This window comes from Paraburkholderia sp. GAS41 (assembly GCF_050436545.1).
Classification (GTDB): Bacteria; Pseudomonadota; Gammaproteobacteria; order Burkholderiales; family Burkholderiaceae; genus Paraburkholderia.
Window position 1 is genome coordinate 548,135 of the sequence record NZ_JBNDMK010000002.1, and the last position, 23,207, is coordinate 571,341.

20 protein-coding genes are annotated in these 23,207 nt (G+C 60.6%); 15 read left to right on the forward strand and 5 right to left on the reverse strand.

What is annotated here, in order from left to right; all coding sequences use genetic code 11:
- The first annotated feature begins 14 nt into the window (after positions 1-14).
- The gene (locus P3T43_RS05685) at positions 15-677 is read left to right on the forward strand and encodes a MarC family protein (protein WP_429280057.1); all 663 of its coding nucleotides are present in this window, start codon (positions 15-17) and stop codon (positions 675-677) included.
- Here the strand turns inward: P3T43_RS05685 and P3T43_RS05690 are convergent.
- Both P3T43_RS05690 and P3T43_RS05695 read right to left on the reverse strand, forming a co-directional pair.
- Positions 655-825 (reverse strand): hypothetical protein, encoded by a 171-nt coding sequence (locus P3T43_RS05690; protein ID WP_429280058.1) that lies wholly within the window; start codon positions 823-825, stop codon positions 655-657. The genes P3T43_RS05685 and P3T43_RS05690 overlap by 23 nt on opposite strands.
- 64 nt (positions 826-889) lie before the next feature.
- Positions 890-1,081, reverse strand: a complete 192-nt coding sequence (locus P3T43_RS05695) for a hypothetical protein (protein WP_429280059.1) — start codon at positions 1,079-1,081, stop codon at positions 890-892.
- 95 nt (positions 1,082-1,176) lie between these two features.
- Here P3T43_RS05695 and P3T43_RS05700 point away from each other — a divergent pair, with 95 nt between their 5' ends.
- The 11 genes from P3T43_RS05700 (at position 1,177) to P3T43_RS05750 (ending at position 14,324) form a co-directional block, all read left to right on the forward strand.
- Positions 1,177-2,589 carry a sensor histidine kinase gene (locus P3T43_RS05700; RefSeq protein WP_429280060.1) on the forward strand — a complete coding sequence of 471 codons (1,413 nt, stop codon included), beginning with the start codon at positions 1,177-1,179 and terminating at the stop codon, positions 2,587-2,589.
- Complete coding sequence (locus P3T43_RS05705; protein WP_429280061.1) at positions 2,586-3,275, forward strand: response regulator transcription factor; 690 nt, start codon at positions 2,586-2,588, stop codon at positions 3,273-3,275. Before P3T43_RS05700 ends, P3T43_RS05705 begins: the two co-directional genes overlap by 4 nt.
- A 264-nt stretch (positions 3,276-3,539) precedes the next feature.
- Positions 3,540-4,517, forward strand: a complete 978-nt coding sequence (locus P3T43_RS05710) for a PhnD/SsuA/transferrin family substrate-binding protein (RefSeq protein WP_429280062.1) — start codon at positions 3,540-3,542, stop codon at positions 4,515-4,517.
- A gap of 30 nt (positions 4,518-4,547) precedes the next feature.
- Positions 4,548-5,573 carry an amidohydrolase family protein gene (locus tag P3T43_RS05715; protein ID WP_429280063.1) on the forward strand — a complete coding sequence of 342 codons (1,026 nt, stop codon included), beginning with the start codon at positions 4,548-4,550 and terminating at the stop codon, positions 5,571-5,573.
- A 55-nt stretch (positions 5,574-5,628) separates the two neighbouring features.
- The gene (locus P3T43_RS05720) at positions 5,629-6,480 is read left to right on the forward strand and encodes an amidohydrolase family protein (protein WP_429280064.1); all 852 of its coding nucleotides are present in this window, start codon (positions 5,629-5,631) and stop codon (positions 6,478-6,480) included.
- Positions 6,481-6,564: 84 nt separating this feature from the next.
- A complete protein-coding gene (locus P3T43_RS05725) occupies positions 6,565-7,845 on the forward strand; it encodes an MFS transporter (RefSeq protein WP_429280065.1) in 1,281 nt (426 codons plus the stop codon).
- 73 nt (positions 7,846-7,918) lie between these two features.
- On the forward strand, positions 7,919-8,941 hold the full coding sequence (locus P3T43_RS05730; RefSeq protein WP_429280066.1) for a protocatechuate 3,4-dioxygenase: 1,023 nt from the start codon (positions 7,919-7,921) through the stop codon (positions 8,939-8,941).
- A 2-nt stretch (positions 8,942-8,943) separates the two neighbouring features.
- Positions 8,944-9,801 carry an HpcH/HpaI aldolase family protein gene (locus tag P3T43_RS05735; RefSeq protein ID WP_429280067.1) on the forward strand — a complete coding sequence of 286 codons (858 nt, stop codon included), beginning with the start codon at positions 8,944-8,946 and terminating at the stop codon, positions 9,799-9,801.
- A gap of 3 nt (positions 9,802-9,804) precedes the next feature.
- Positions 9,805-11,349, forward strand: a complete 1,545-nt coding sequence (locus P3T43_RS05740) for an acetolactate synthase large subunit (RefSeq protein WP_429280068.1) — start codon at positions 9,805-9,807, stop codon at positions 11,347-11,349.
- Between the two features lie 28 nt (positions 11,350-11,377).
- Positions 11,378-12,274 (forward strand): phosphate ABC transporter substrate-binding protein, encoded by an 897-nt coding sequence (locus tag P3T43_RS05745; protein ID WP_429280069.1) that lies wholly within the window; start codon positions 11,378-11,380, stop codon positions 12,272-12,274.
- Between the two features lie 151 nt (positions 12,275-12,425).
- Complete coding sequence (locus tag P3T43_RS05750; RefSeq protein WP_429280070.1) at positions 12,426-14,324, forward strand: TolB family protein; 1,899 nt, start codon at positions 12,426-12,428, stop codon at positions 14,322-14,324.
- A 285-nt stretch (positions 14,325-14,609) separates the two neighbouring features.
- Here P3T43_RS05750 and P3T43_RS05755 read toward each other — a convergent pair whose 3' ends face one another.
- The gene (locus P3T43_RS05755) at positions 14,610-15,650 is read right to left on the reverse strand and encodes a hypothetical protein (RefSeq protein ID WP_429280071.1); all 1,041 of its coding nucleotides are present in this window, start codon (positions 15,648-15,650) and stop codon (positions 14,610-14,612) included.
- Between the two features lie 730 nt (positions 15,651-16,380).
- Here P3T43_RS05755 and P3T43_RS05760 point away from each other — a divergent pair.
- Both P3T43_RS05760 and P3T43_RS05765 read left to right on the forward strand, forming a co-directional pair.
- Positions 16,381-17,511, forward strand: a complete 1,131-nt coding sequence (locus P3T43_RS05760) for a helix-turn-helix domain-containing protein (RefSeq protein WP_429280072.1) — start codon at positions 16,381-16,383, stop codon at positions 17,509-17,511.
- 183 nt (positions 17,512-17,694) lie between these two features.
- Positions 17,695-18,876, forward strand: coding sequence for a lactonase family protein (locus P3T43_RS05765; RefSeq protein WP_429280073.1), 1,182 nt, complete (start codon positions 17,695-17,697; stop codon positions 18,874-18,876).
- Between the two features lie 8 nt (positions 18,877-18,884).
- Here P3T43_RS05765 and P3T43_RS05770 read toward each other — a convergent pair whose 3' ends face one another.
- Positions 18,885-19,505: a LysE family translocator gene (locus P3T43_RS05770; RefSeq protein WP_429280074.1), complete on the reverse strand. Its 621-nt coding sequence runs from the start codon at positions 19,503-19,505 to the stop codon at positions 18,885-18,887.
- 247 nt (positions 19,506-19,752) lie between these two features.
- On the opposite strand from P3T43_RS05770, the gene P3T43_RS05775 reads away from it, so the two are divergent.
- Positions 19,753-21,441 carry a long-chain-fatty-acid--CoA ligase gene (locus tag P3T43_RS05775; protein WP_429280075.1) on the forward strand — a complete coding sequence of 563 codons (1,689 nt, stop codon included), beginning with the start codon at positions 19,753-19,755 and terminating at the stop codon, positions 21,439-21,441.
- Between the two features lie 24 nt (positions 21,442-21,465).
- Here P3T43_RS05775 and P3T43_RS05780 read toward each other — a convergent pair whose 3' ends face one another.
- Entirely contained in the window at positions 21,466-23,139 is a 1,674-nt protein-coding gene (locus P3T43_RS05780; protein WP_429280076.1) for an FAD-dependent oxidoreductase, read from the reverse strand.
- Between the last annotated feature and the right edge of the window lie 68 nt (positions 23,140-23,207).

A 23,207-nucleotide genomic window follows, 5' to 3' on the forward strand; every position in this document is an offset into this window, starting at 1 on the left:
ACGGGAAGCCCAGCATGCTCCATGAACTGACCAAGACCGTTCTGCTGATCGTCGCCGCGCTTTTTCCTATCATCAATCCGCCCGCGGCGGCTTTTATCATTCTGAGCATGGTGCCGCATGCGACGGCGGCCGAGCGTGCCGAGCTGGCACGGCGTATCGCGATCAATAGCTTCGTGATCCTGTTGGCGTCGTTGTCGGTGGGGGCGTATCTGTTGTCGTTTCTCGGGATATCCATCGCTGTCCTGCGCGTCGCCGGCGGCCTCATCATTGCAATGGCGGGCTGGAATCTGCTGCAGTCCTCAGAGGACGACACTGGCGAGGCACAACCGGATGCGGCTACTGGCGGCGATCCGACCTTGCGCATCAAGGCCTTTTATCCGTTTACCTTGCCCGTGACCGTGGGCCCCGGATCAATTTCCGTCGCCATTGCGCTGGGCACCGGCTCGCCACGGGAAGGCTTGCAGCCCGTTCATTTCATCGGCGTCGGGCTTGCCTTGGGACTGCTTTGCATCAGCATTTATCTTTGCGTGCGCTTTGCCGGACATATTGAACGGCTGCTTGGGCCGTCGGGCACGCAGGTCGCGATGCGGCTGTTTGCCTTCGCAATCTTTTGTATCGGTGTCCAGATCTTGTGGCTGGGTCTGTCCGATCTGCTCAACTCGTTGCATCTGCATTGATCGCCACGCTGGCTGCGGCGCGGTATTGGACAAAGTGCTTATGGGCCACTTTGCCGAGTTCGAGCAGAATCAGGAAAATCGAGCCGGTCGCAGCCGCACTGGCGACTGCCAGTGAGATGTCGAACAGCCATTCAAGTACTTCGAACATGATGAGGTCTCCCAATGTTAGTGGAGCGGAATCGCAATGGTCAGTGATGGTCGAAACGGCCATCTCAGATGGCGGTGGCCATTGCCAGCATCAGATAGGGCAATAACTCGTCGTACGTAGCGGGTCGTTCAACGGCCGTTGCGCCGGATTGGAGCGCGGCATTTGCTTCGGCAAGCTGCATGGGCGCGCCCGGCATAACCGCCGGTTCGACGTAAGTGGCGTTGGCAACGGCGTGGCGGTTGAAGAGCAGGAACATGATGAGCATCCCTTAGGTCAGGTCAAACGAATCATTGATTCGGATGACCTATCTTCGCCGATGAAAATGAGACGAAAATGAGCGTGATAAGTCGAATGAAACCTTCTCTGAGAAAGAACCTCGCGATTGCGCTGGGCGTGCTGGTCAGCGCCGTGGCGATCGCGCAGGGCATCAGTTCCTATCAGCTGTGCCGCGCGGGGATGAGCGCGTTGCTCGATCTACGGTTGGAGCAGGTCGCGGTGCGCATGCGTAATGGACTGGCGGAGACGATCCCCGCCACTCCCTCGCGCGGCTCGCAGCCGAGCCGCGATATCGTGATCACGATCCGGAGGCCAGATAGCGACGTCCCGCTGCGTTCCACCGACCCGTCCCTGGCGCTGCCAGAGGACGCCGCTGCTGGTTTCAGTTCGGAAATGGTGGCCGGCGAGCGGTGGCGAATCTACTCGTTGCGCGATGCCGGCAGGCTGATTCAGATTGCGCAACGCTCGACCGTGCGCGATGAACTGGAACGTGAAACGGCGCTCTCCACCTTATGGCCGACGCTCGTGATGTTGCCGCTGGTGCTCGGTGCGGTGTTGCTGATCGTGGGCATCTCGTTTCGCAAGATCAAGCAGCTTGGCGATGAGGTACAGGCTATCGATGCCTCGCACCTGAAGCCGCTGCCGTCGGCGGGCGTGCCGACTGAGTTGCTGCCCTTCGTCGATTCGATCAACCGGATGATCGAGCGTCTGGCGCAGTCAATCGAAGCGGAGCGCAAATTCATTGCGGATGCCGCGCATGAATTGCGGACCCCGCTCACCGCGTTGCAACTGCAGGCAGACAATCTCCAGCCGCACATTTACCCCGGTAATCAGGAGCGATTTAACGAACTGCGAAGCGGCATCGGCAGAAGCAGTGCGTTGATCACGCAACTATTGCGACTGGCGCGAGCGGATGCGCCGTTGTCCGGCGGCGAGATCGAACCTGTCGATGTGTCGCGGATCGTTGTCGAAGCGGTATCGGATGTCTTGCCGATCGCGGCTGCACGCGGCATCGATATTGGCGCGGACAAAATATTGACTGACAAGGTGGCGGCGTCCGGCGCAGACGTCACGATTGCCGTGAAGAATCTGGTGAGCAACGCGGTCCGTTATTCGCCGGATGACGGCACGATCGATCTGCACATGCGCACGCAGGGCAATCTGATGTGGGTCGAAGTGACGGATACGGGTCCGGGCATTGCAGAGGAACTGCTGCCGCGCGTGTTCGATCGCTTCTTTCGCGCGAATCTGGATGTCGAGGGCACCGGTCTCGGGCTGTCTATCGTCAAGTCCATCACGCAAAAATACGGCGGCGACGCAGTCCTGCGCAATCGCAACGATGGCCGCTCGGGCGTCGTCGCAGCGGTGGGTTTTCCGCTGGCGGAAGCCTCAGCAGGGGCAGGTCGGAATGTGGACAACGATCCGCACACGGGTACTATGACGAAATCCGCGGGCACGGACCCGTATCCGCATGGGAGGGACCTATGAGAGTGCTTCTGGTCGAAGACGATCTACAGATCGGGCAAAGCCTGATGCGCGCACTGAAGGATGCCAGCTACAGCGTCGATTGGGTGCGTGACGGTCTCGCCGGCCGCGCGGCGATGGACGCGGCCGAATACACCGTAGTCCTGCTCGATCTTGGCTTGCCGGGGATGTCGGGCGTCGACCTGCTACGTTCGGCGCGAGCCGGCGGCAACGCCGTGCCGGTCCTGATCCTGACTGCGCGCGACGACCTCGACTCGCGCATTGAAGGTCTGGATATCGGCGCGGACGACTACCTGCTGAAACCCTTCGAAGTGGGCGAACTGCTGGCGCGAATTCGCGCCGTATTGCGCCGTAAGGCGGGCTATGCCGTGTCGCGTCTCGGCGACGACAAGATCAACCTGAACCTCGATCAACGCACCCTCACATTCGGCGACAAGGTTGGCGTGTTGTCTGCGCGTGAATTCGCGTTGATGCATGCGTTGCTCGAACACCCCGGCACGATCTTTTCACGCAGCCAGATCGAAGACAAACTGTACGGCTGGGGCAAGGAGGTCGAGAGCAATGCCGTCGACGTGCTGATCCATTCCGTGCGCAAAAAATTCGGCCAGGGCGTGATTCGCAACGTGCGCGGCCTGGGTTGGACCGTCATCCTCGGCGGCGCAGCGGGGGACGCGCCCGCGGGTGAGTGAGCGGCCTGCCCCGTGCCGGGAGGTAGACCGCAGGCGCAGGTCCACGACGCGCGCTGCGTGCCTGCTCGCTCTCCAAAAAAAGTGCCATTGAATCTGCTTTTTGTGTAGGGACGCGCGCCCCATCTTTCAATATTCTTAGCCCATCGAAAGTAGTCATCCAGTGCTGGAGCCTGCATCCAGCGGTCTGCGACGACTCATCCGCAGATTTTTTGCATGGGCCCGGAGTGAACGCCAAAGCGCTCACTCTGGCCGACATAGGAGAGGATGTTGACCAGAAAAGTCTCGCTCAAGATTGCGATCGCTGAGCACCCGCATACGTCGGCTATCCGCAATGGCTCCATCCCCATTGAGGGCGTGGATGCCGAATTCATCACTGTCCAGCCGCAAATCGGCGCGTTTCGCCGTATGGTGCGCGACGTCGAATTCGACGTGTGCGAGCTGGCGCCGACCACTTACATCATCGCCCGCGCGTATGGAGCGCCGTTCGTCGGGCTGCCGATCTTCGTCGTGCGGCGCTTTCACCATGGCGGCCTGCTGGTGCGTCCGGACGCCGGCATCCAGCACCCCAAAGACCTCGAAGGCAAGAAGGTAGGCGTGCGCGCCTATTCGGTCACGACCGGCGTATGGACGCGGCAGGTGCTGATCGACGAATTCGGTCTGGACTCCTCCAAGGTGACCTGGGTGGTCGACGACGAGGAGCATGTGACGCAGCTCAAGTTGCCGTCCAACGTGATTCATGCTCCGGCCGGCAGTTCGCTGGCGGAAATGATGGCCTCGGGCGAATTGTCGGCGGGTTTCGCCGCTGCTGCGGGGATTGGCCGCACCGGCGCGCCCACAGGCGGATGGAAGGAGGTCGAGGCCAACTATCCCGATCTGCTGCCCAATGCCACCGAGCTCGAAACCGAGTACTACGCACGCACCGGGGTCTATCCGATGCACGGCACCATTGTCGTGAAGGACTCGGTGCTCGCCGACCATCCGTGGATCGCAAAGTCGATTTACGACGCCTTTGCGCAGGCGAAAAAGGAATGGCTGGCGCGTCTCGATGCCGGTGAAGCCACGACCGGCAGCGACAAGAAGTATCTGGAATTGCGCAAGATCGTCGGACACGATCCGCTGCCATACGGTCTGCAGGAAAACCTCAAGACGATCGAAACCCTGGAAGCCACCGCGTTCAAGCAAGGCCTGACGCCGCGCCGCATGTCGATTGACGAACTGTTCGTGGACCCGCTGGCCCGCTGAGCTGAACTGATCTGAACCGGAAAACAAGCCATGATTATCGATTGTCACGGTCACTTCACGACCGTACCCGCCTCCTTCCGCGCCTGGCGCGCCAAACAGGTCGAGTTCGCAAACGATCCGGCCAACGCGCCTTCGCGCGATGGCGCCTTCGTGAGCGACGACGAGATTCGTGAAGCGATCGGCAATGGTCAACTCAAGCTGCAGCGCGAGCGCGGCAGCGACCTGACGCTGTTTTCGCCGATCGCCGGCCTGATGAGCCACCACCTGGGCAATGAACGAACGAGCCTGGAATGGGCCGAGATTTCGAACGACCTCGTATATCGCGTGACGGAACTCTATCCGGACAACTTCGCGCCGGTGTGCCAGTTGCCGCAATCGCCGGGTGCGGCGCCCGCCAACTCGATTCCGGAGTTGCGCCGCTGCATCGAGCAACTCGGTTTTGTGGGCTGCAATCTGAATCCCGATCCGACCGGCGGCTACTGGACAGGTAAGCCGATGACCGACCGCGAGTGGTACCCGCTCTACGAAGCGCTGGTCGATCTGGATGTGCCGGCCATGATCCACGTGGCGGCTTCGTGCAATCCCTGCTTCCACGGCACGGGCGCGCACTATCTGAATGCGGATACGTCGGTGTTCATGCAAATCCTGCAGTCGGATCTGTTCAAGGATTTCCCGACCCTGCGTCTCGTGATTCCGCATGGTGGCGGCGCGGTGCCGTATCACTGGGGCCGTTATCGTGGCATGTCGCTCGAAATGCGCGAACGCCCGCTCGAAGGACTCCTTGACAATATTTTCTTCGACTCGTGCGTGTATCACAAGCCGGGCGTCGAGTTGCTGACCAAGGTGATTCCGGCTGACAACGTGCTGTTCGGCTCGGAAATGATTGGCGCCGTGCGCGGCAAGGATCCGGCCACCGGTCAGTACTTCGACGATACCAAGCGCTACCTCGACGCCTGCACGGCGCTATCGGACGACGATCGCTACAAGATCTTCGAGGGCAACGCGCGGCGTGTCTATCCGCGTCTCGATGCGCGGCTGAAAGCGCGCGCCCGATGACATCGGCGTCTTCCACAGGCAATCACATCCGCACCGGGCCATGCACTGAGGCACTATGACTTCCCCAATCGTTGATATTCACCCGCACATCATTTCCGACGACGAAACCCGCTATCCGCCGGCGCCGTTGTTCGGCAAGCGCTCGGAGTGGTCGCAAGAGCGTCCCACGACCGTCGAGACGCTGATCGCCGCCATGGACGAGGCTGGCGTTGCGAAGGCAGCGGTGGTTCACTCTTCCACCACTTATGGCTTCGACAACCGCTATGTCGTCGAAGGTTGCGGCAAGTATCCGGGGCGCCTGGTGGCAGTCGGCTCGGTCGACGTGCTGCAACCGGACGCGCCGGAACGCATTCTCGAATGGGTCAGGCTCGGCCTTGCGGGTCTGCGTCTGTTCACCGGCGGCAGCACCAAGGAGTTTGACCCGAGCGAACTCGACGACCCGCGTTCGTTCCCGGCGTGGGAACTCTGCGCTGAACTCGGCCTGACCATGTGTATCCAGACGGGCCCGATCGGGCTGCCGCAGGTGACGACGCTGGCTCGACGTTTTCCCAAGGTCCGGATCATCCTCGATCATCTGGGACGCCCTGAGGTCGCCGATGGCGCACCGTACGTGGCCGCGCAAAGTCTGTTCGACCTGGCGCCGCTCGACAACATCTACCTGAAGCTCACGCCGCGCATCTTCGGCGACGTGAAAAAGGAAAAGGCGCGCGCCGACACCTTCTTTCCGCGCGTGGTCGAGGCGTTCGGCGCGCAACGGATGGCCTGGGGGTCCAACTATCCGACCTCGACGGGGACGCTGCCAGACATTCTCGCCACGGCTCAGGCAGGTTTAGCATGCTTGAATGACGAAGATCGCGCGTGGATCTTCGGCAGGACTGCGCAGCAACTGTATCCGGCGCTTGCCTGAGGTTGCCTCGCAGCTGTGCCGGCCAACTGGTCAAAAACGGCGAGCCGGCACGCAGAACCAATCATCCTAAAGAGAAACCGAAAGATGGAGACAAACAAACCTGCCCGACCCGGGAGCGCGAGCCGCTTGGCGATTCTCGCGCTCCTCGCGATCGGGGTTCTGATTTCGTTCGTCGATCGCACCAGCATTTCTTCGACGCTGGCGGACGCAGGCTTTGTTCACCATTTTTCGCTCACTGACGTGGATCGCGGCTGGATCAATGCGGCGTTCTTCTGGTCGTATGGTGTGTTTCAGGTGCCGATGGGCTGGGTGGCGGACCGCTACGGGGTGAAATGGCCCTACGCGATCAGCTTCGCGCTGTGGTGTCTCGCCACTGCGCTGATGGGCGCGGTGGCGGCCCTCGCCAGCCTGGTGGTGCTGCGTCTGATCATCGGCATGGCCGAGGCCATCGTGATTCCGGCGAGCTATCGCTGGATTCGCAATAACTTCGGCGAAAGTCAGAATGGCCTCGCCGTCGGCATTCTGGCCATGGGTAACAAGTTCGGTCCCGCCCTGGGCGCACCGGTTGGCGCGTGGTTTCTCGTCAACTATTCGTGGCACGTCATGTTTGTCGCGACGGGCCTGATTGGGATGCTCTGGCTGGCGCCGTGGTTGCTGATGGTCCGCAACGACCTGCCATCCAAAGCAGAACTCGCGGTGGCGAATCGCACCGCGCGCACGGTCAGCCTGGGCAGCATTCTGGCGAGCCCGGTTGTGTGGGGCGGCATGATCACGAACTTTTGTTACGGCTACTTCGCGTTCTTTTGCATGACCTGGATGCCCGCGTATCTGGTGGAGCAACGCAACCTGTCGATTTCGCGCTCCGGGTTGTTCACCTTCTTCAGCTTCGCCGGCATTGCAATCGTCGCGGCGCTCGCGGGATGGGCCGCGGACCGGATCATCGCCCGGGGCGGCAATCCGATTCGGGTACGCAAGGTGTTCACCATCGCAGGCTTCGTGGGGGGCTGTACCGTACTGCTCGGCGCCTATGCGCACTCGCTCAACGTGGCGTTGTTCTGGAATGTGCTCTCGCTCTCGCTGCTCGGTTTGACGACCGCGAATAACCTGGTGCTGTCCCGCCTGACTCTGATCCCCAAACAGGCCATTGGTCTCGTGACAGGCGTGCAGCAGGTTGCCACCAGTCTTGCCGGTGGGGTGGCGGCGAGCCTGTCGGGCTGGCTGCTTCACGTCGGCGGAAGTTATGACTTGCCGATGCTGGTGATTCTGGTGTTTCTGCTGATCGGCGCATTGGCCACGGCGACGCTTTTCCGCCCCGAATGGGCGCCCAAGGTGACCGAAACGCATGGCTCGCTGCGGCGCGCCTAGCAAGCAAAGCAGGGTCGTAAGCAGCAGGAATAGTCGACTCCGTTGAACACATCAATTTAATGAGAAATCCTAAATGGCGAAGATTGTATTCGGGATGGCGGTACCGCACAGCGGCATGCTGGGTCAGGCACCAGAGGATTGGCTGAAGAACGGCGAGCGGGACCGGAACAATCCGGAACTGTGGTTCCGCAACAAGACGTGGACCTACCCCGAACTGGAAGCGCATCGCGAAGCGGCATTCGAGAAATTCCTGACACTCGAGGAACGCACCGAGCGGGCCGCGCGTTGCCGCAGCGCGCTCGACACGATGGCCGCGGCTTATCGTGAAGCGAGGATCGACGTCGCGATCGTGCTGGGCAAGGACCAGAAGGAAATTTTCACGGATTTCTCGCCTTCGATCGCCATCTACAGCGGTGAAGAAGTGCACAACGGGCCGCCGCAGCGCCCCGTTTATGCGCCGGATCATCACGTCACGCACAAGTGCCATCCGAAGCTGGCGAAGTATCTGATCGATCACTTCCAGACCGAAGGCTTTGATCTGACCGATCTCTTTGCCTGGCCCGACAACGTCTGGATGAAGCCGCTGCCCGAGTATCCGGTGGTGCCGCATGCGTACAGCTTCGTGTATCACCAGATCATGGGCGACAACCCGCCGCCGCATGTGCCGGTCATCATGAACTGTTTCTATCCGCCCACCCAGCCGTCGATGTCGCGCTGCATCGAATTTGGCCGCGTGCTGCGCGACGCCATCAACGCATGGCCCGACGATGTGCGAGTCGGCATTTTCGCCTCGGGCGGCCTGTCGCACTTCGTCAACGACGAGGACTTCGACCACAGCATCATGAAGATGCTGGCCGACTACGACTACGAAGGCCTGGCTGCGGTGGATGACCGCTCGTATCAGTCGGGCACCTCGGAAATCAAACTCTACGTGAGCGTGATGAAAGCGGTGCAGGAGACCGGCGCCGAAATGACGCTGGTGGACTACGTCCCCTGCTGGCGCACGCCGGCCGGCACCGGCGAGGGCATGGGATTCATGTACTGGAAGGCGGCCGACGAGGCCGGCTTCACGCAATCAATCGACGAGAGAGAATGACCATGAGCGACACCCGTCTCAACAGCATTATTCGCGCGTTTGAAGCGGGCAAACCCGCTTTCGCCGCGTTTTCCAAACTGGACAAGCAGAATGCCATCGAGATGAGCGATGCGCCGTACGACGGCCTCGTCTTCGAAATGGAGCACAACCCCTATGACGTCGCGGCGCTCGGCGATGCGTTGCAATACATGCTGAGTCGCAAGCAGATCGTGGAGTCCGGTTCGGTCGCGCCGCGTGTGACGCCGATTGCGCGTATTCCCGCCAATGGCGCGGAAATGAACCAGTCGTTCGCCAAGCAGGTGCTAGATCGCGGCGCTTACGGCGTGGTGTGGCCGCATGTGTCGACGGTGGAGCAAGCCTATAACGCGGTGGCGTCCTGCCGTTACGCACGGCCGAAGGGTGCACCGCTCTATGAGCCCAAGGGCATCCGTGGCGACGGCCCCGCCAACGCGGCACGTTACTGGGGCTTGAGTATGGCCGAGTACTACAAAAAGGCCGACGTGTGGCCGCTTGCTCCGGAGGGCGAAATTCTGGTCGGGTTGATGTGTGAAAGCACCGAGGCGATTGAGAACCTCGATGACATTCTGGCGAACGTGCCCGGTATCGGCTTCATCCTGATTGGCGAGGGCGACCTCAGCCAGCAACTCGGCTATCCGCGTCAGTATGAGCACCCGGTGGTGGTCGATGCCATGCGCCAGATCGTCGAGACGTGTCACAAACACAAGGTGGTGGTCGGCAATCCGCACGTCAATGCCAAGAATCACAAGCGGCTGCTCGAAGAGGGATATCGTTTCCTGATCTCGGCGCCGCTGAAAAGCTACGGCGTGGTGGGCATGGCGCGCGAGATGGCGGGGTACTAAGCCATGAACGGAGCCGAAAGTCTGGTTCAGACACTCACCAGGCAGGGTGTCGACATCTGCTTCGCGAATCCGGGCACTTCGGAGATGCACTTTCTGAAGGCACTGGAAAATCCGCGGATGCGCAGCGTCTTGTGTCTCTTTGAAGGCGTGTGCACGGGCGCCGCTGACGGCTATTACCGGATGAAAGAGACGCCGGCTTCCACGCTGCTGCATCTCGGGCCGGGGCTCGCGAATGGACTGGCCAATATTCACAATGCCAGGCGGGCATCGTCGGGGATGGTCAACATCGTGGGCGAGCATTCGGCTGCCCATCTGAAGTACGATCCGCCGCTGATGTCCGACATCGAAGGTCTCGCGCGGCCTTTGAGTCACTGGGTGCGTCGTGTCGAGTCGCCGCGTGCGGTGGCGTGGGACGTCGCTGCCGCGGTCGTCAAGGCAAGCGAACATCCGGGGCAAATCGCAACACTCGTCCTGCCCGGCGATACCTCGTGGCAGGACGCAGGCGAGCAAGTCGAACTGCCGCGCACGATCGTCCAGGCGAAGTTGCCGGACGCTGCGCGTATCGAGCATGTCGCGCAAGTGCTGCGTTCGGGTGAGCCGGCGCTCATCATCCTTGCGGGCCGCTCGACACGCGGCCGTGCCCTCGAACTGGTGGGCAAGATCAAGGCGGCAACCGGCGCATGCATCGCGACGCAGTTCTTCAGTTCGCGGATCGAACGCGGGGCAGGGCGCGTCACGCTCGAGCGTATTCCGTATGCAGTTGGATTGGCGGTCGACTACCTGAAGGCCTTTAAGCACGTCATCACGGTCGAGACGACCGAGCCTATCGCCTTCTTCAGTTATCCTGACAAACCGAGTCTGCTCAAGTCGCCTGGCACCAGCGTTCATTCGCTGGTGGAAATCGGCGAGGACGGCACGGCCGGTCTTGAGATGCTGGTCGAGGCGCTGGGCGCGGCGAATCAGAGGCCCACACTGCAGCAGCGTTCGGAGGCGGCGCCGCCGAGCGGCGCGCTGACGCCAGCCACGATTGCCCAGGCGTTGGCCGCCGCGTTGCCGGAAAACTGCATCCTCGTCGACGAATCGCTGACGACCGGCCGCGAAACGATGGGGCTGACAGTTGGCGCCGCACCGCATGACCTGATCAACAACATGGGCGGCTCGATCGGCTATGGCACACCGGTCGCCACCGGCGCGGCGCTTGCGTGTCCGCAGCGGCGTGTCTTCTGCATGGTGGGCGACGGGAGTGCCATGTACACCATCCAGTCGCTGTGGACCCAGGCACGCGAGGGCCTGAACATCACGACCATCATCTTTGCGAACAACAGCTACGCCATCCTCAAGGCCGAGTACGCCAACATGGGTGCCGGTGCGCCAGGCGCGCGTGCTTTGGCGATGATCGATATCGATCGGCCGCGGATCGACTGGCTGGCCATGGCGAAGAGCATGGGCGTGCCGGCGGTTGCCGTCGATACAGCGGAAGCATTCCACAAGGCCATGGCGGACTCGGTCCATGCGGATGGGCCGTGCCTCATCGAAGTCCGGCTGTAAATCTATTCAGGCGTAAGGAGAGAGATCAATGACAACGACGCTAACCGAGGTGCCGACGCTGCGCACCAATCTGGCCGACTATCCCGTCACGAAGGCAATGAAGGACGGGCGCGTGAAGTCGGACCTCGTCAAGCTCGACTATTGCGGACCGACCCCGGCACACAACGGCTTCAAGGCGATGGTCCGGGAAAACCGGTTTGACGCGGGCGAGCTGGCCATCGTCACGTTCCTGCAGGCCAAGGCTTACGGCAAGCCCTATGTGCTGCTGCCGACACCGATTTCCGGCCGCTTCCAGCATCATTGCGCGGGATTCAACATCGACTTCGGCGAACTGGCGCCGAAGGATATCGAGGGCAAAAAGGTCGGCGTACGCACGTATACCCAGACGACCGCGCTGTGGATCCGCGGGATTCTGCGCCACGAATATGGTGTCGATCTCGACAAGGTGACGTGGATGACGCTGGGCGACGGGCACCTCGCCGAGTACCGCGATCCAGATAATTGCGAACGTCTGCCCGCAGGTTCATCCATTCCACAAATGATGCTCGACGGTGAGGTGAGCGCGGCCCTGCTCGGCGAGGACATGCCGAAAGACCCGCGTGTGCGCACGCTCGTTGCCGATGCGCAGTCCGCGGCCAAAGACTGGTTTGCGCGTGAAGGCGTGGTGCCGATCAATCACATGTTCGTGGTGCATGCGGACATTTCGAAGCGGCACCCGGACGTGGTGCGCGAGTTGTACCGGATGATCGTCGAAAGCCGCGCGGCGACGGAAGGCGGCGTACCCGCCATTTTTCCGCCCATCGGACTCGAACAGAACCGCAAGGGCATCCAGTTGGCGATCGACTGGGCGCTCGATCAAAAGATCATTCCGCATCGCCTCTCGGTCGACGAACTGTTTGACGACGTGACCGGTAGTCTCGGTTGAATGACGGCGGGGACAGCGGCTAGACCCTGAGAGCAGCGACAAACGACGCAACACAACGCGTTGGCGAAAAACGCGACGCAGGAGCGGTTGAGCGGCTTCATGCCGCTCACCTACGAATAATCGACGGAGGCACTTTGCTGTGTATTCAACTATGTCTTTGAAAAACCTGCTGGCGTGGGCGGCCATTGGGGGAGCGTGGATTCTCATTCCGGCCGGCGCGGGCGCGGCGACCAAGGGCACCTTGCTGCTCGATCGCGTGGGCCCGGTCACCTCGGAGCTGTACGTCTCCAATGCGGACGGTAGCGATGAGCACCGGCTGTTGCCCACTGATGGTTTCGATTACCACGCCTCGTTCTCGAAAGACGGGCAGTGGATCGTATTCACGTCGGAACGTGACGGGCTTGGCCAGTCGGATCTCTATCGCGTGAAGGTGGATGGCTCGGGCCTGCAGCGACTGACCGATCACCCTGGCGTTTCCGACGCGGCGGTTTTTTCGCCGACGAACCCGAATATCATCGCCTTCGTTTCTTCACGCCGAGGCGAGAAGGACTACGGTACCGTCAACATCTGGACGCTGAACATCGCGACGGGCGCGTTGAAAAACGTGACCGGTGCGCTGAAATTCGATCCGAGCAAACCGCACAGCTACTTCCGGCCCTCATGGTCCCCGGACGGCAAGTGGCTTGCCCTGTCTTCCGATACGGGCTCCGATTGGCGCGGCCACAACCTGCCGGTGGGCTGGGAACGCACGCAGGAGAGCAGCATCTACCTCATCAAGCCGGATGGTTCGGGCTGGAAGCAGGTGGCGAGCAAGCCGGGGTTCGACGAAGGCTCGCCTTCGTGGTCGCCGGATGGCAAGCACGTGGTGTTCTATGAAACGCCAGTCGAGTCGACCTGGGGCGCGCACCGTCCGGAGGCGATCAACAAGGTCAGCTCGCAACTGGTGTCGGTGGATGTGTCCACGCTCGAGCGCGCGGACCTGACGTCGACGCCGGGCTTCAAGGTGTTCCCGCAATATCTGGGCGATAGCAACGTCGCTTATCACGTCAAGGGCGGCGACACCGAAGGCTTCTATACCACCGCCGGCACCTTCCGCTCGACAGCCAACTCAGGTATTCGCTCGCCGCATTATTCGCCGGACGGCAGCAAGATCGTCTACGAGAAAATCACGATGCGTCCGGCGCATACGAGCGGCACTCCGCTATATAGCTTCGACCCCGAGTGGAACTACCGCTACATTGACGTGTTCCCGCAGTTGTCTCTGGATCGGCAGAAGCTGGTGTACACGGAAAAGGCCGTCAATTCGTCCATTGCGATCATGAATCCGGATTTCACCGGCTATCAGCGGATTTACGATCCGGCCAACAGTGGCCTCGATCCTGTCATGATCAAGCAGGGTCTGGCCGGTGCATTTCAGCCGACGTGGTCGCCGGATCGTCAGTGGGTCGCTTTCGGCGTGGGTGACTGGTTCTTTACCCGTGGCATGGGTCCCGGCCGCATCATGCGTATCAGGACTGACGGCAGCATGGACGGCAAACCGGAAGTCCTGACCGATGGTTCGACGAATGCCGGTTTCCCGAGCTATTCGCCGGACGGCAAGAAAATCGTCTACCGCGTGTGGAGCCCTAAGGTGCAAGGGCTGCGTGTGATCGATCTGGATACGCATGCCGACACGGTGTTGACGACCGAGCCGGACAACCTGCCGGGGTGGTCTCCGGATGGCAGCAAGATCGTGTTCACGCGCAAGGAAGTCAACCCGGCCGATCCGAACAAGTTTCACTACGACGTGTACACGATTCATCCGGACGGCACGGGCTTGACGCGTCTGACCACGCCGGGGGCGAATCAGGGTCACGCGGTCTGGACTTACGACGGCCGTATCGCGTATAGCTCAGGCGTGTATGGCTTTCGCGATGAACTCGCGCTGTACGACAACAGTTTCCAGCCTGATGGCCAGAACTGGGTGATGAACGCCGACGGTAGCGAACAGCATCCGATCACGGATACGTTGTGGGAAGAAGCGATGCCGTTGTACATTCCGAACCCGTAAGCGGATAGCGGTGGTCGGTTTGGCAAAGGCGCTGTGCGAAGGCGCAGCGCCTTTTTATTTCTCATGGTGCGTCGTGATGGTCGACGCACCACAGCGCGATTGTGCGGTCCACGAATGAAATCAGCAGTCCGAGCGTAAGGAGCATGTGAATGGGCCCGGGATTCTCAACCGCCGATCGTTTCAATGGGTTTGTTTCGATGAACACGATCCGGAAATGGGTCTCCAGAACGACGATTGGCGACCCGATTACAGGGTCGCCAATCAGACATTCAGGGGGACTTCTGATTAGAAATGAACTTCAGCCACGAACATGGGTGCAGACGTAATCGTGCCGACTGTCTCGCTTGTCGGCGATCCATACATGTGATGCCAATATTCGTAACCCACGCCGGCATACACGACACGCGGGTGCCCGGCAAACGAGCCCAGATCCGCCAGCAGAACGCCGCGAGCGAGAAATTCCGTCGTGGTCTCTACGCCAAAACCGTCCCGGCCTTTGGGTCCCGTCACGCTGGCGAACCCTTTGAAGACCAGCGGCAACGGTCCCACCTGAAACGGGACGAGCCATGAGCTTTCGACGTGCCATGCGGGATTGAAATGGACATCTACGCCTGTGATGCCATTGTGGTTGCTCTCGGTACGCACGCCAGCCGTGACGTTCCAGAAGCCGCGCGGCACGGCGAACTCGATGGTCGGGCCGAAGACCAGCATCCGGGCTCGCTCGCCGTACGCATCGTTCTTGGTGCCAAACTCGTAGCCGGCAGTAAATCCAAAGTCGCGGATAAAGCGGTTGCCGATATAGCGGCCCAGAATCTTGCCTGCGCTCAGTTCGACCCGGCCGATGCTATAGACCTCCTGAGCCCCGCCGTTGGACGGGCCGCCCGCTTCCGGATTCGCCGAGTTCGACACGAGGTAATCCACGTTGAACGCGTAGCTACCGAACTTGAACCCGCCGATGGTCGAAAGATAGCCGATGTTCTGCGTCACTTTGTCGGCCACACCGGGGTAATGAAACTCGCTGCTATAGCGATAGCCCACGAATGTGTCGTTCCACGACACGGGCGGCGCGCCGAATTGCTCCGCCGATTTCAGATCGGGAGCACTGAGCGGCGCGGCGCCGTTCTTCAGGGTCTCCCCGGGCTTGGGTGTTGGCGGGCTCTGCGGATTCTGCGGGTTTTGCAGATCCTGCTGTGTCTGCTGCGCTTGTGGTGGAGCGGACCCATTAGGTGCGGTGAGCACCTCTTCCGCGTAACCAGCTTGGCTAAAACAACAGAAGACGGCGGCGGTGAGAAGCGGTTGGCTCAAAGCGACTGATATTTTTTGCATGTCTCCTTCCATATGGTTTTTTATCGATCGCGCTGCTGTTCAAGCTTCTTCAGGATGAACAGAAAGCGGAATGCTAAAGGCTCAGTTGTCAAAAGACGGGCGATATCCGTTGCGGCAAAAACGTCGGGCAACACGAAGCTTGGCGCCGCGCGCCGAATTGAATAGGTGGGTCACGTCTCCGTCCAGATTGATCTGTTTCGATAGATGAGCGTGGTCGTTTCCCGACTCTCGATTCCGTCGCACCGTTTGCATCCGGCCGAGTCATTTAGCGCAGAAAATTCAGTGGCGGTGATGAAGATAGTATTGGATGCGTGGTCACATGCCTTTACACAAAAACTAGATTCGCTTGCATTTTTTGTCGTGGCGGAAAAGAAATCCACATTCTTGTGTTCAGTCAAGCGCTGACTGAGCGATCCGAGAGCGCCCGCAGTGCGACGGGATACAGCAGGCCGCCAATGCAACGGATACTTCGATACTGAAAGTGTTACCGGAATCGGGCGGACTTTTCTCTCAACGGCACGGCGTATTCCGGACTGACCGTCGCGCCGGGATCAGACACGCGCGGCGTGACGATTGGCATCGTGCACAAGTTCTGAGCGGCTGCCGCGAGCGCCGAAGTCACGACATCGGCGCTAACCGTCGGGGTAAATCGCAGGTTATGCCCGGCGGAAATCTATGGAAAAATATCGCCTGTTTCAGCGACCCTCGGGGAGCGTTATGATGGCACGCGGTGCCGGGCGGTCTTACTCTACCAAGGGAAAACGCTGAAGCAGCGGTTGAGCGACCCTATCAGAAGTTCTGTAAGTCCCTTCACGGTAGCGGCTATGACCCGCGCGGAAACCGCACCAGAGATCGATGCGTCAGGCCGGAATTGCAGGAGCGGCCACCACTCAATCGACTCGGCCGCCAAGGAGACGTTATGACACAGAGTGCCGCGGCAAAGCATCAGCCCAAATCGGTGCGTAAAGCGAAACAGACCACCGTCCCAAAGGTTCGTCTATACGTCGAGCAGCCTGAACAGGAAAACTGGTTCGTGCATGTCGGACATGTCACGGACCGCGGTCGCTGGCGCACTGAACCTCACGCGCATCCCGAGTACGGTCAGGTGATTTTTGTTCGCAGTGGGCGCGGTGTCATGAATCTCGAAGGTAGCAGTGTGCCGTTCGAGGGTCCGTGTGCATTGCTGTTGCCGACCGAGTGCGTTCATGGTCTCGATTACGAGCTCGATGTCGACAGATGGGTCGTGACCATCGAGGTCGCCTATCTGACGCAGGTCAACGCTAAACTCCACGAATTCATCGCGCTCTGGGCGTCGCCGCGGGTCATTTCGTTTTCCTATTCGGCGCAGGCAGGCATCGACTTTTGCAACGTGATCAAAAACCTCAAGCAGGAGGTCGAGTCCGACGCAATTGGCCATGTCGTAGGGATCGAAGCGCTCCTGACGAGTCTGTTGCTCAAGATGGTTCGCGAGACGCAATTAGACCAGACCGGCAACGAAAGCGCGACACGCAACGATATTCGTCAGGTAGACCGTTTCCGCAAGCTGATCGACGAACACTTCCGGGAAAATCTGGCGCTGCAGGACTATGCGTCGATGATGGCGGTATCTCTGGTGCAACTGCGCGCAGCCTGTGCCTCCGCCAGAGAGCAAAGCCCCACGAAAATGATTCACGCCCGCATTATCACGGAGGCGAAGCGCAACCTGATTTTCGGCGACATGTCGGTGGAGCAGATCGCTTTTGGGCTTGGCTTTGCGGACGCCGCGTACTTTACGCGCTTCTTCAGACGGGAAGTCGGCCAGGCGCCAAGCCAGTTTCGCGTCGCCGTTCGGCAGCAGCCTAATCGGAAGGCGCTGTCGTAGCAGGTGGGCGACTGTTCGGAAGAGGCGTGACGGACGCGGGCATCGCAAGTGGGCGTCGCAAGCTCGGCAGATTGAAAAATGCCGGCGAACCTGAATTTTGTGCAGGGACGTGTGGCTGAAAATCGAATAGTCTCAGCCGAGCCGTTCACCCTGGTTGCTCTCCGACCTCCCATCCGACGAACCATGACGCAGCCCCTCCAGCAGAGAAACCCGTTGACGCGGTACCGAGTTGCGGCGGCAACGGCCTTGCTGACGGTGTTGGCGGGTGTGTACAGCATGCATGGCAGTGCCGCTACGTCGTCGGAAAGCCCCGAAGCGGAATGGGTGTATGTGGGCACGCAGAAAAGCCAGATCCAGGCGCTGCGCCTCGATACCTCCACCGGCAAACTGACTGCGATCGGCGCGGTTGCGCAGGGACCTAAATCCACCTGGGTCGCGGTGAATCCGCAACTGCCCATTCTCTACGGCGTCGATGACGACAACGCACGGGAAGGAAGCGTGACCGCCTACGCCGTGGATCGCGCGACTGGCGCGCTAACCCAAGTCAACACGGTGAACACGGGCGGCAACGGCAGTACGTATCTTGCGTTCGACCTGCCCTCGATGACCCTGTTTTCTGCCAATTACGCCAGCGGGTCGGTATCGAGTATCACGGTCAATCAGGACGGAAGCCTCGGTTCGCTCGTGTCCACCATCAAGGAGACAGGGTCGGGACCAAACCGGCGGCAGGCGAGTGCGCATGCGCATAGCGTGGTAGTCGATCCGTCGGGTCAATACGCACTCGTCCCCGACCTGGGTGCCGATCGCGTGTTCGTTTATGGCTTTGACCGCGCGACGCATATGTTGTCGCCGGCCGACGAAACCCGTTCGCAGTCCTTTGTCGTCCCGCCGGGCAGTGGCCCTCGCCACATCGCTTTTGGCCGGAACGGTCAAGCTGTTTATCTGCTCACCGAATTAAGTGCGGAAATCATGGTGCTGCGCTGGGACGCGTCGCAAGGGCATTTGACGTGGGTGCAATCGCTACCGATCAGCAGCCCTGAATTCGCCGGCGCGAAAAGCGGAGCCGAACTGGCGGTCAGCCATGACGGGCGTTTTGTCTATGTCGAAGACCGTGGGGGAAATGCACTCGTCGTCTATAGCGTGAACGCCGATTCGGGCGCGCTTTCGTTGGTTCAGCGCACGTCCGCGGGCGGCCAGAAACCGTGGGGATTCGCCATCGATCCGTCGGGGAACTGGCTGCTGGTCGCTAACCAGCAGAGCGGCACCGTCAATGCATTTCGTGTCGACCCCGTGTCGGGCATGGTTTCGGACAGCGGGCAATCGGCTGACGTTCCTACGGCGGTCAGTGTCGCCTTTGTGAAATAACCCCCGCGCTAGGCTCGAAGCTGGACAACCTGGTGCAACACCGTCCACGCGAGTGACAACGAGAATGCAGCCAGCACGAGCGATGCACCACGCTGCAGGTGGGCGGGGTTGAGCCGCATCAACCGTCCGCTGCCGAGTGCGGCGCCAAAAGCGAGCCACGTCAAACCGGTTGGCACCAGTGCGACGGTAAAGATGGTCATTGCTTCAAGATAGGTGGGCAGACTCTGGAACGCAGCCGCTGGAAAGATTGTGCCGGCGAACAGGATGGCTTTCGGATTGAGTAGGGTTGCGAAGAACAACGTCCGCAGGCCGATCGCTTTTTGTGTTGTCGAAGGGAATGCGCTCGCGGTTTGCCACATACGAACAGCGAGGACCGCAAGATACACACTGCTTGCAATACGCAGCAGCGCGGGTATCCAGGTGAGCGAGGCCGCGGCATGCGCGAGGAAAAATCCCAACACCGAAATCGACACCAGATACCCGCCGAATTCGGCGCCAATCAGATGAACCGAGCGCTGCAACCCCCGCTGCAAACCCGCGGTGGCGAACAAGGTGTTGGTTGGACCCGGCACGATCAGCACAATGACAATACCCAACGTCAATAATGCGGCACTGGAAGTGGTAAGCATGGATGGATCGAGCCTTTCGAACTGTAATTTGTCTGATGATGCCATAGCGGATCGTTGCGAATCCGCCGTCGATACTATGCCGTATCGCCACCGACGTACTAAGCTAAAGAGGGGACTGCACGCAAACAGCAGAATCCATCACGCCGTCGCCTCTCCCAGTCGTACGTAACGGATGCCACGACGCGGCTCCGACTCCGCGGCACCAACCGCTGCAGGCAGTCGGGGTTCCCCCAAGCAGGAGGGAAACGTGAACTACTCATCGTACTGGCCTGAGGGCGTCGCCCATCATCTGGCATCGCCGCAGCCTTCGCTTTATGAGAACTTCGAAGCGTCCGCTAGCCGATATCCGGAGAAAACGGTGCTGCATTACTACGGCGGGGCACTGAGTTACGCACAAGCGTATCGACAAGTGGAGGCGCTGGCCGGCTTTCTGCAACGCCAATGCAACGTTGAACGGGGCGATCGCGTCGCGCTGTATATGCAGAACAGTCCGCAATTCGTTATCGGTTACTACGCCATCCTCCGGGTTAATGCGGTGGTCGTTCCGGTGAATCCTATGAATATCACCGCCGAACTTCAGCACATTATTGAGGACTGCGGTGCAAAGGTCGTTCTGTTGGGCGAGGAATTGTACGAGCATGCCCGGCCTCTTCTCGGGGACGCCATCCGGCATGCGATCGTGGCACAGTATGCGGAATATCTGGGTGAAAACACTGACTTGCCGTTACCGGCGGTGCTCACGGAGGCGTCCCGCGAGCTGGACGTCTACCCTGAGTTCTCCGCGACTAGCGCGCCAAGGGCCGTGCGCTGGCAAACCGCGCTTGCGGCCGAACAGCAAGCATCGGCGTACATCGCCTCGTCCGACGACCTCGCGGTGATTCCCTATACATCCGGCACGACCGCGGCGCCGAAAGGTTGCATGCACACCCATCGCAGCGCGGCACACGTCGTGGCGGCTTCGGTGCAATGGTGCGGGTTGTCGTCTGACTCGGTGTTTTTGTGTGCAATGCCGATGTTCCACGTCACCGGTATGCAGCAAAGCATGAATGTAGCGATCTCGCTCGGCTCGACGCTGGTCGTGATGACGCGATGGGATAGCCGGTGTGCGGCTCGGCTGATCGAGCGCTATCGGGTCGGGTTCTGGATTGCCATCTCGACGATGATGATCGACTTCATGAGCCAGCCCGATCTCGACCGCTTCGACCTGAGTTCCATCGAACGCCTGGCGGGCGGCGGCGCGGCCATGCCGAAGGCATTGGCGCAGCGCATCGAGGCCCGCTTAGGCACGCCCTACATGGAAGGCTATGGGCTGTCCGAGACGATTGCGGCAACACACATTAACCCGCCACAACGCTGCAAGCGGCAGTGTCTGGGCATACCGATTCAGGATACCGAATCTATCGTGGTCGATCCGGTCACGCTGGAGGTTCTGGCTGCGAACGCAACAGGCGAAATTCTGATTAGTGGTCCGCAATTGTTCAAGGGTTATTGGGGACGTCCCGATGCTACGCGCGACGCCTTCGTCGAAGTGTCGGGAATACGGTATTTGCGCACGGGCGACCTCGGCTATATCGACGAAGACGGATATTTCTTTTTCGTCGACCGTCTGAAGCGGATGATCAATGTCTCCGGATTCAAGGTGTGGCCCGCCGAAGTCGAGACGTTGCTGTTCGAGCACCCTGCGATCCAGGAGGCCTGCGTCGTAGCGGCCCGCGATGCGCGCTGCGGTGAGACGGTGAAGGCGTGGGTGGTGCCACGTGCCGGTGCGGATGTCTCGGCCGAGCAGATCATCGCATGGGCGCACGAGCATATGGCGTCGTACAAGGTGCCGCGCATCGTCGAATTCGCCTCGGGGCTGCCTCGAACAGCCAGCGGAAAGGTGCAATGGCGGCTCCTGCAGGAGCGCGAAAACGCGTCCTCGTCACTCGCGAGTTAACGCGGTGGCGAGGCGCAGTGACCGTCACCCGTGCAGGGCAAGATATTGATGAACCGCCTGAATCGCGGCTGCGCCTTCTCCAACCGCCGCTGCGACACGCTTGACCGAGCCGCTACGCGCATCGCCGGCTGAAAAGACGCCGGGCCGGCTTGTTTCCAGATCGTGCGGCGGCCTTTCGGCGGTCCACTTGTCGCCGGTATCGGCGCCGGTCAGCACGAAGCCGTCCTTGTCCAGCGTGACGCAATTGCCCAGCCATCGGGTATTGGGCTGCGCCCCCAGAAACAGGAAAACGTGCCGTACCGGCATGTCTTCAATTTGCCCTTGCCGGTCCCATCGAACGCCTTCGAGTCTCGACTCCCCGCATAACTCGACGATCTGCGTTCTCGTATGCAACGTGATGTTGGCAGCGGCGTTGATTCGTCTGATCAGATAATCCGACATGCTTGCACTGAGGCCATCGCCCCGAATTGCGACGTGAACATGACGCGCGAACCGCGACAGGAATACCGCTGCCTGTCCGGCCGAATTTCCACCGCCCACCACGATCAATTCCTCGTTATTGCAGAACGCACCTTCCATAAAGGTGGCGCTGTAATAGACGCCACGCCCCTCGAAATTCTCAAGACGAACAAGGTCCGGCTTGCGATAGCGCGCTCCCGTGGCAATCACGACAGCGCGAGCGTAGACGCACTCGTCCTGGTCGAGGCCAATGCGAAACGATTCGGAATCCGTACAGTCGATCGTCAGCGCCTCGATCGGCACGCCGACTTCAGCGCCGAACTTGCGGCATTGCGACAGACCGCGACCGGCGAGCGCTTGCCCCGAGATACCGGTCGGAAAGCCAAAATAGTTCTCGATCTTCGAACTGGTGCCGGCCTGGCCCCCGGGCGCCTTCGCGTCCAGAACCGCTGTCTTCAATCCCTCCGATGCGGCGTACACGGCGGCGGCGAGCCCTGCAGGCCCCGCGCCCACGACGACGAGATCGAAGTGCTCGCCATCGAGCCTGTCCGGACTCAGGCCGATGGCGTCGGCGACGGCCCGGTGGCTAGGTTGTTTGAGCGCGACGCCTTGCAGCGTAATGACCACCGGGATATCGGCTTCCGTTGCGTCGTACTGCTTGAGGAGTTCTTTGGCCTCGGTATGCGCGACGATATCGAAGTAGGCTGAAGGCTGACTGTTACGGCTCAGAAAGTGGCGCAGGCGGTGCGTCGCGCCGGAGGATGTGCTCCCAATCACAATCAGGCCTATTTGCTGGCCCTGGATGAAAGCGACCCGGCGCAGGATGTACGCACGCATGATGGTTTCGCTCAACTCGGCTTCGGCAATCACGAGCGCGCGCAGCGATTCCTCATCAATGGCAATCACCTCGCAATCGGAAACGGCGCGTGTCGTTGCGACTGCGGCGCGACCGGCGAGTGTGGCGACTTCGCCCGTGAACGTGCCGGGACCATGCGTGCCCAGCGAGCGGGGGCCTTCGACGGAGGCCCGGAATGACTCGATCGTGCCGGAGAGAATGGCGAACATGCCGGTGTGCCGGTCGCCTTCCGAATAGAGGATGTCGTCCTGCTTCAGTTTGAGTCGCTTGCCGTATCCCTCCAATATCGCCAGTTGCCGCTCGTCCAGCGTGGGGTACACCTGATGGTAGCGGCTGCCGCCTGATGCGAGTTCAGGGGGATTGCCTATCGAGTCTTTGGTCATGGAGAGTTCCATCCAGTCAGAACGCGATGCGTGTCGTGCCATTGCGGCATTGCGTCTGACTATGATAT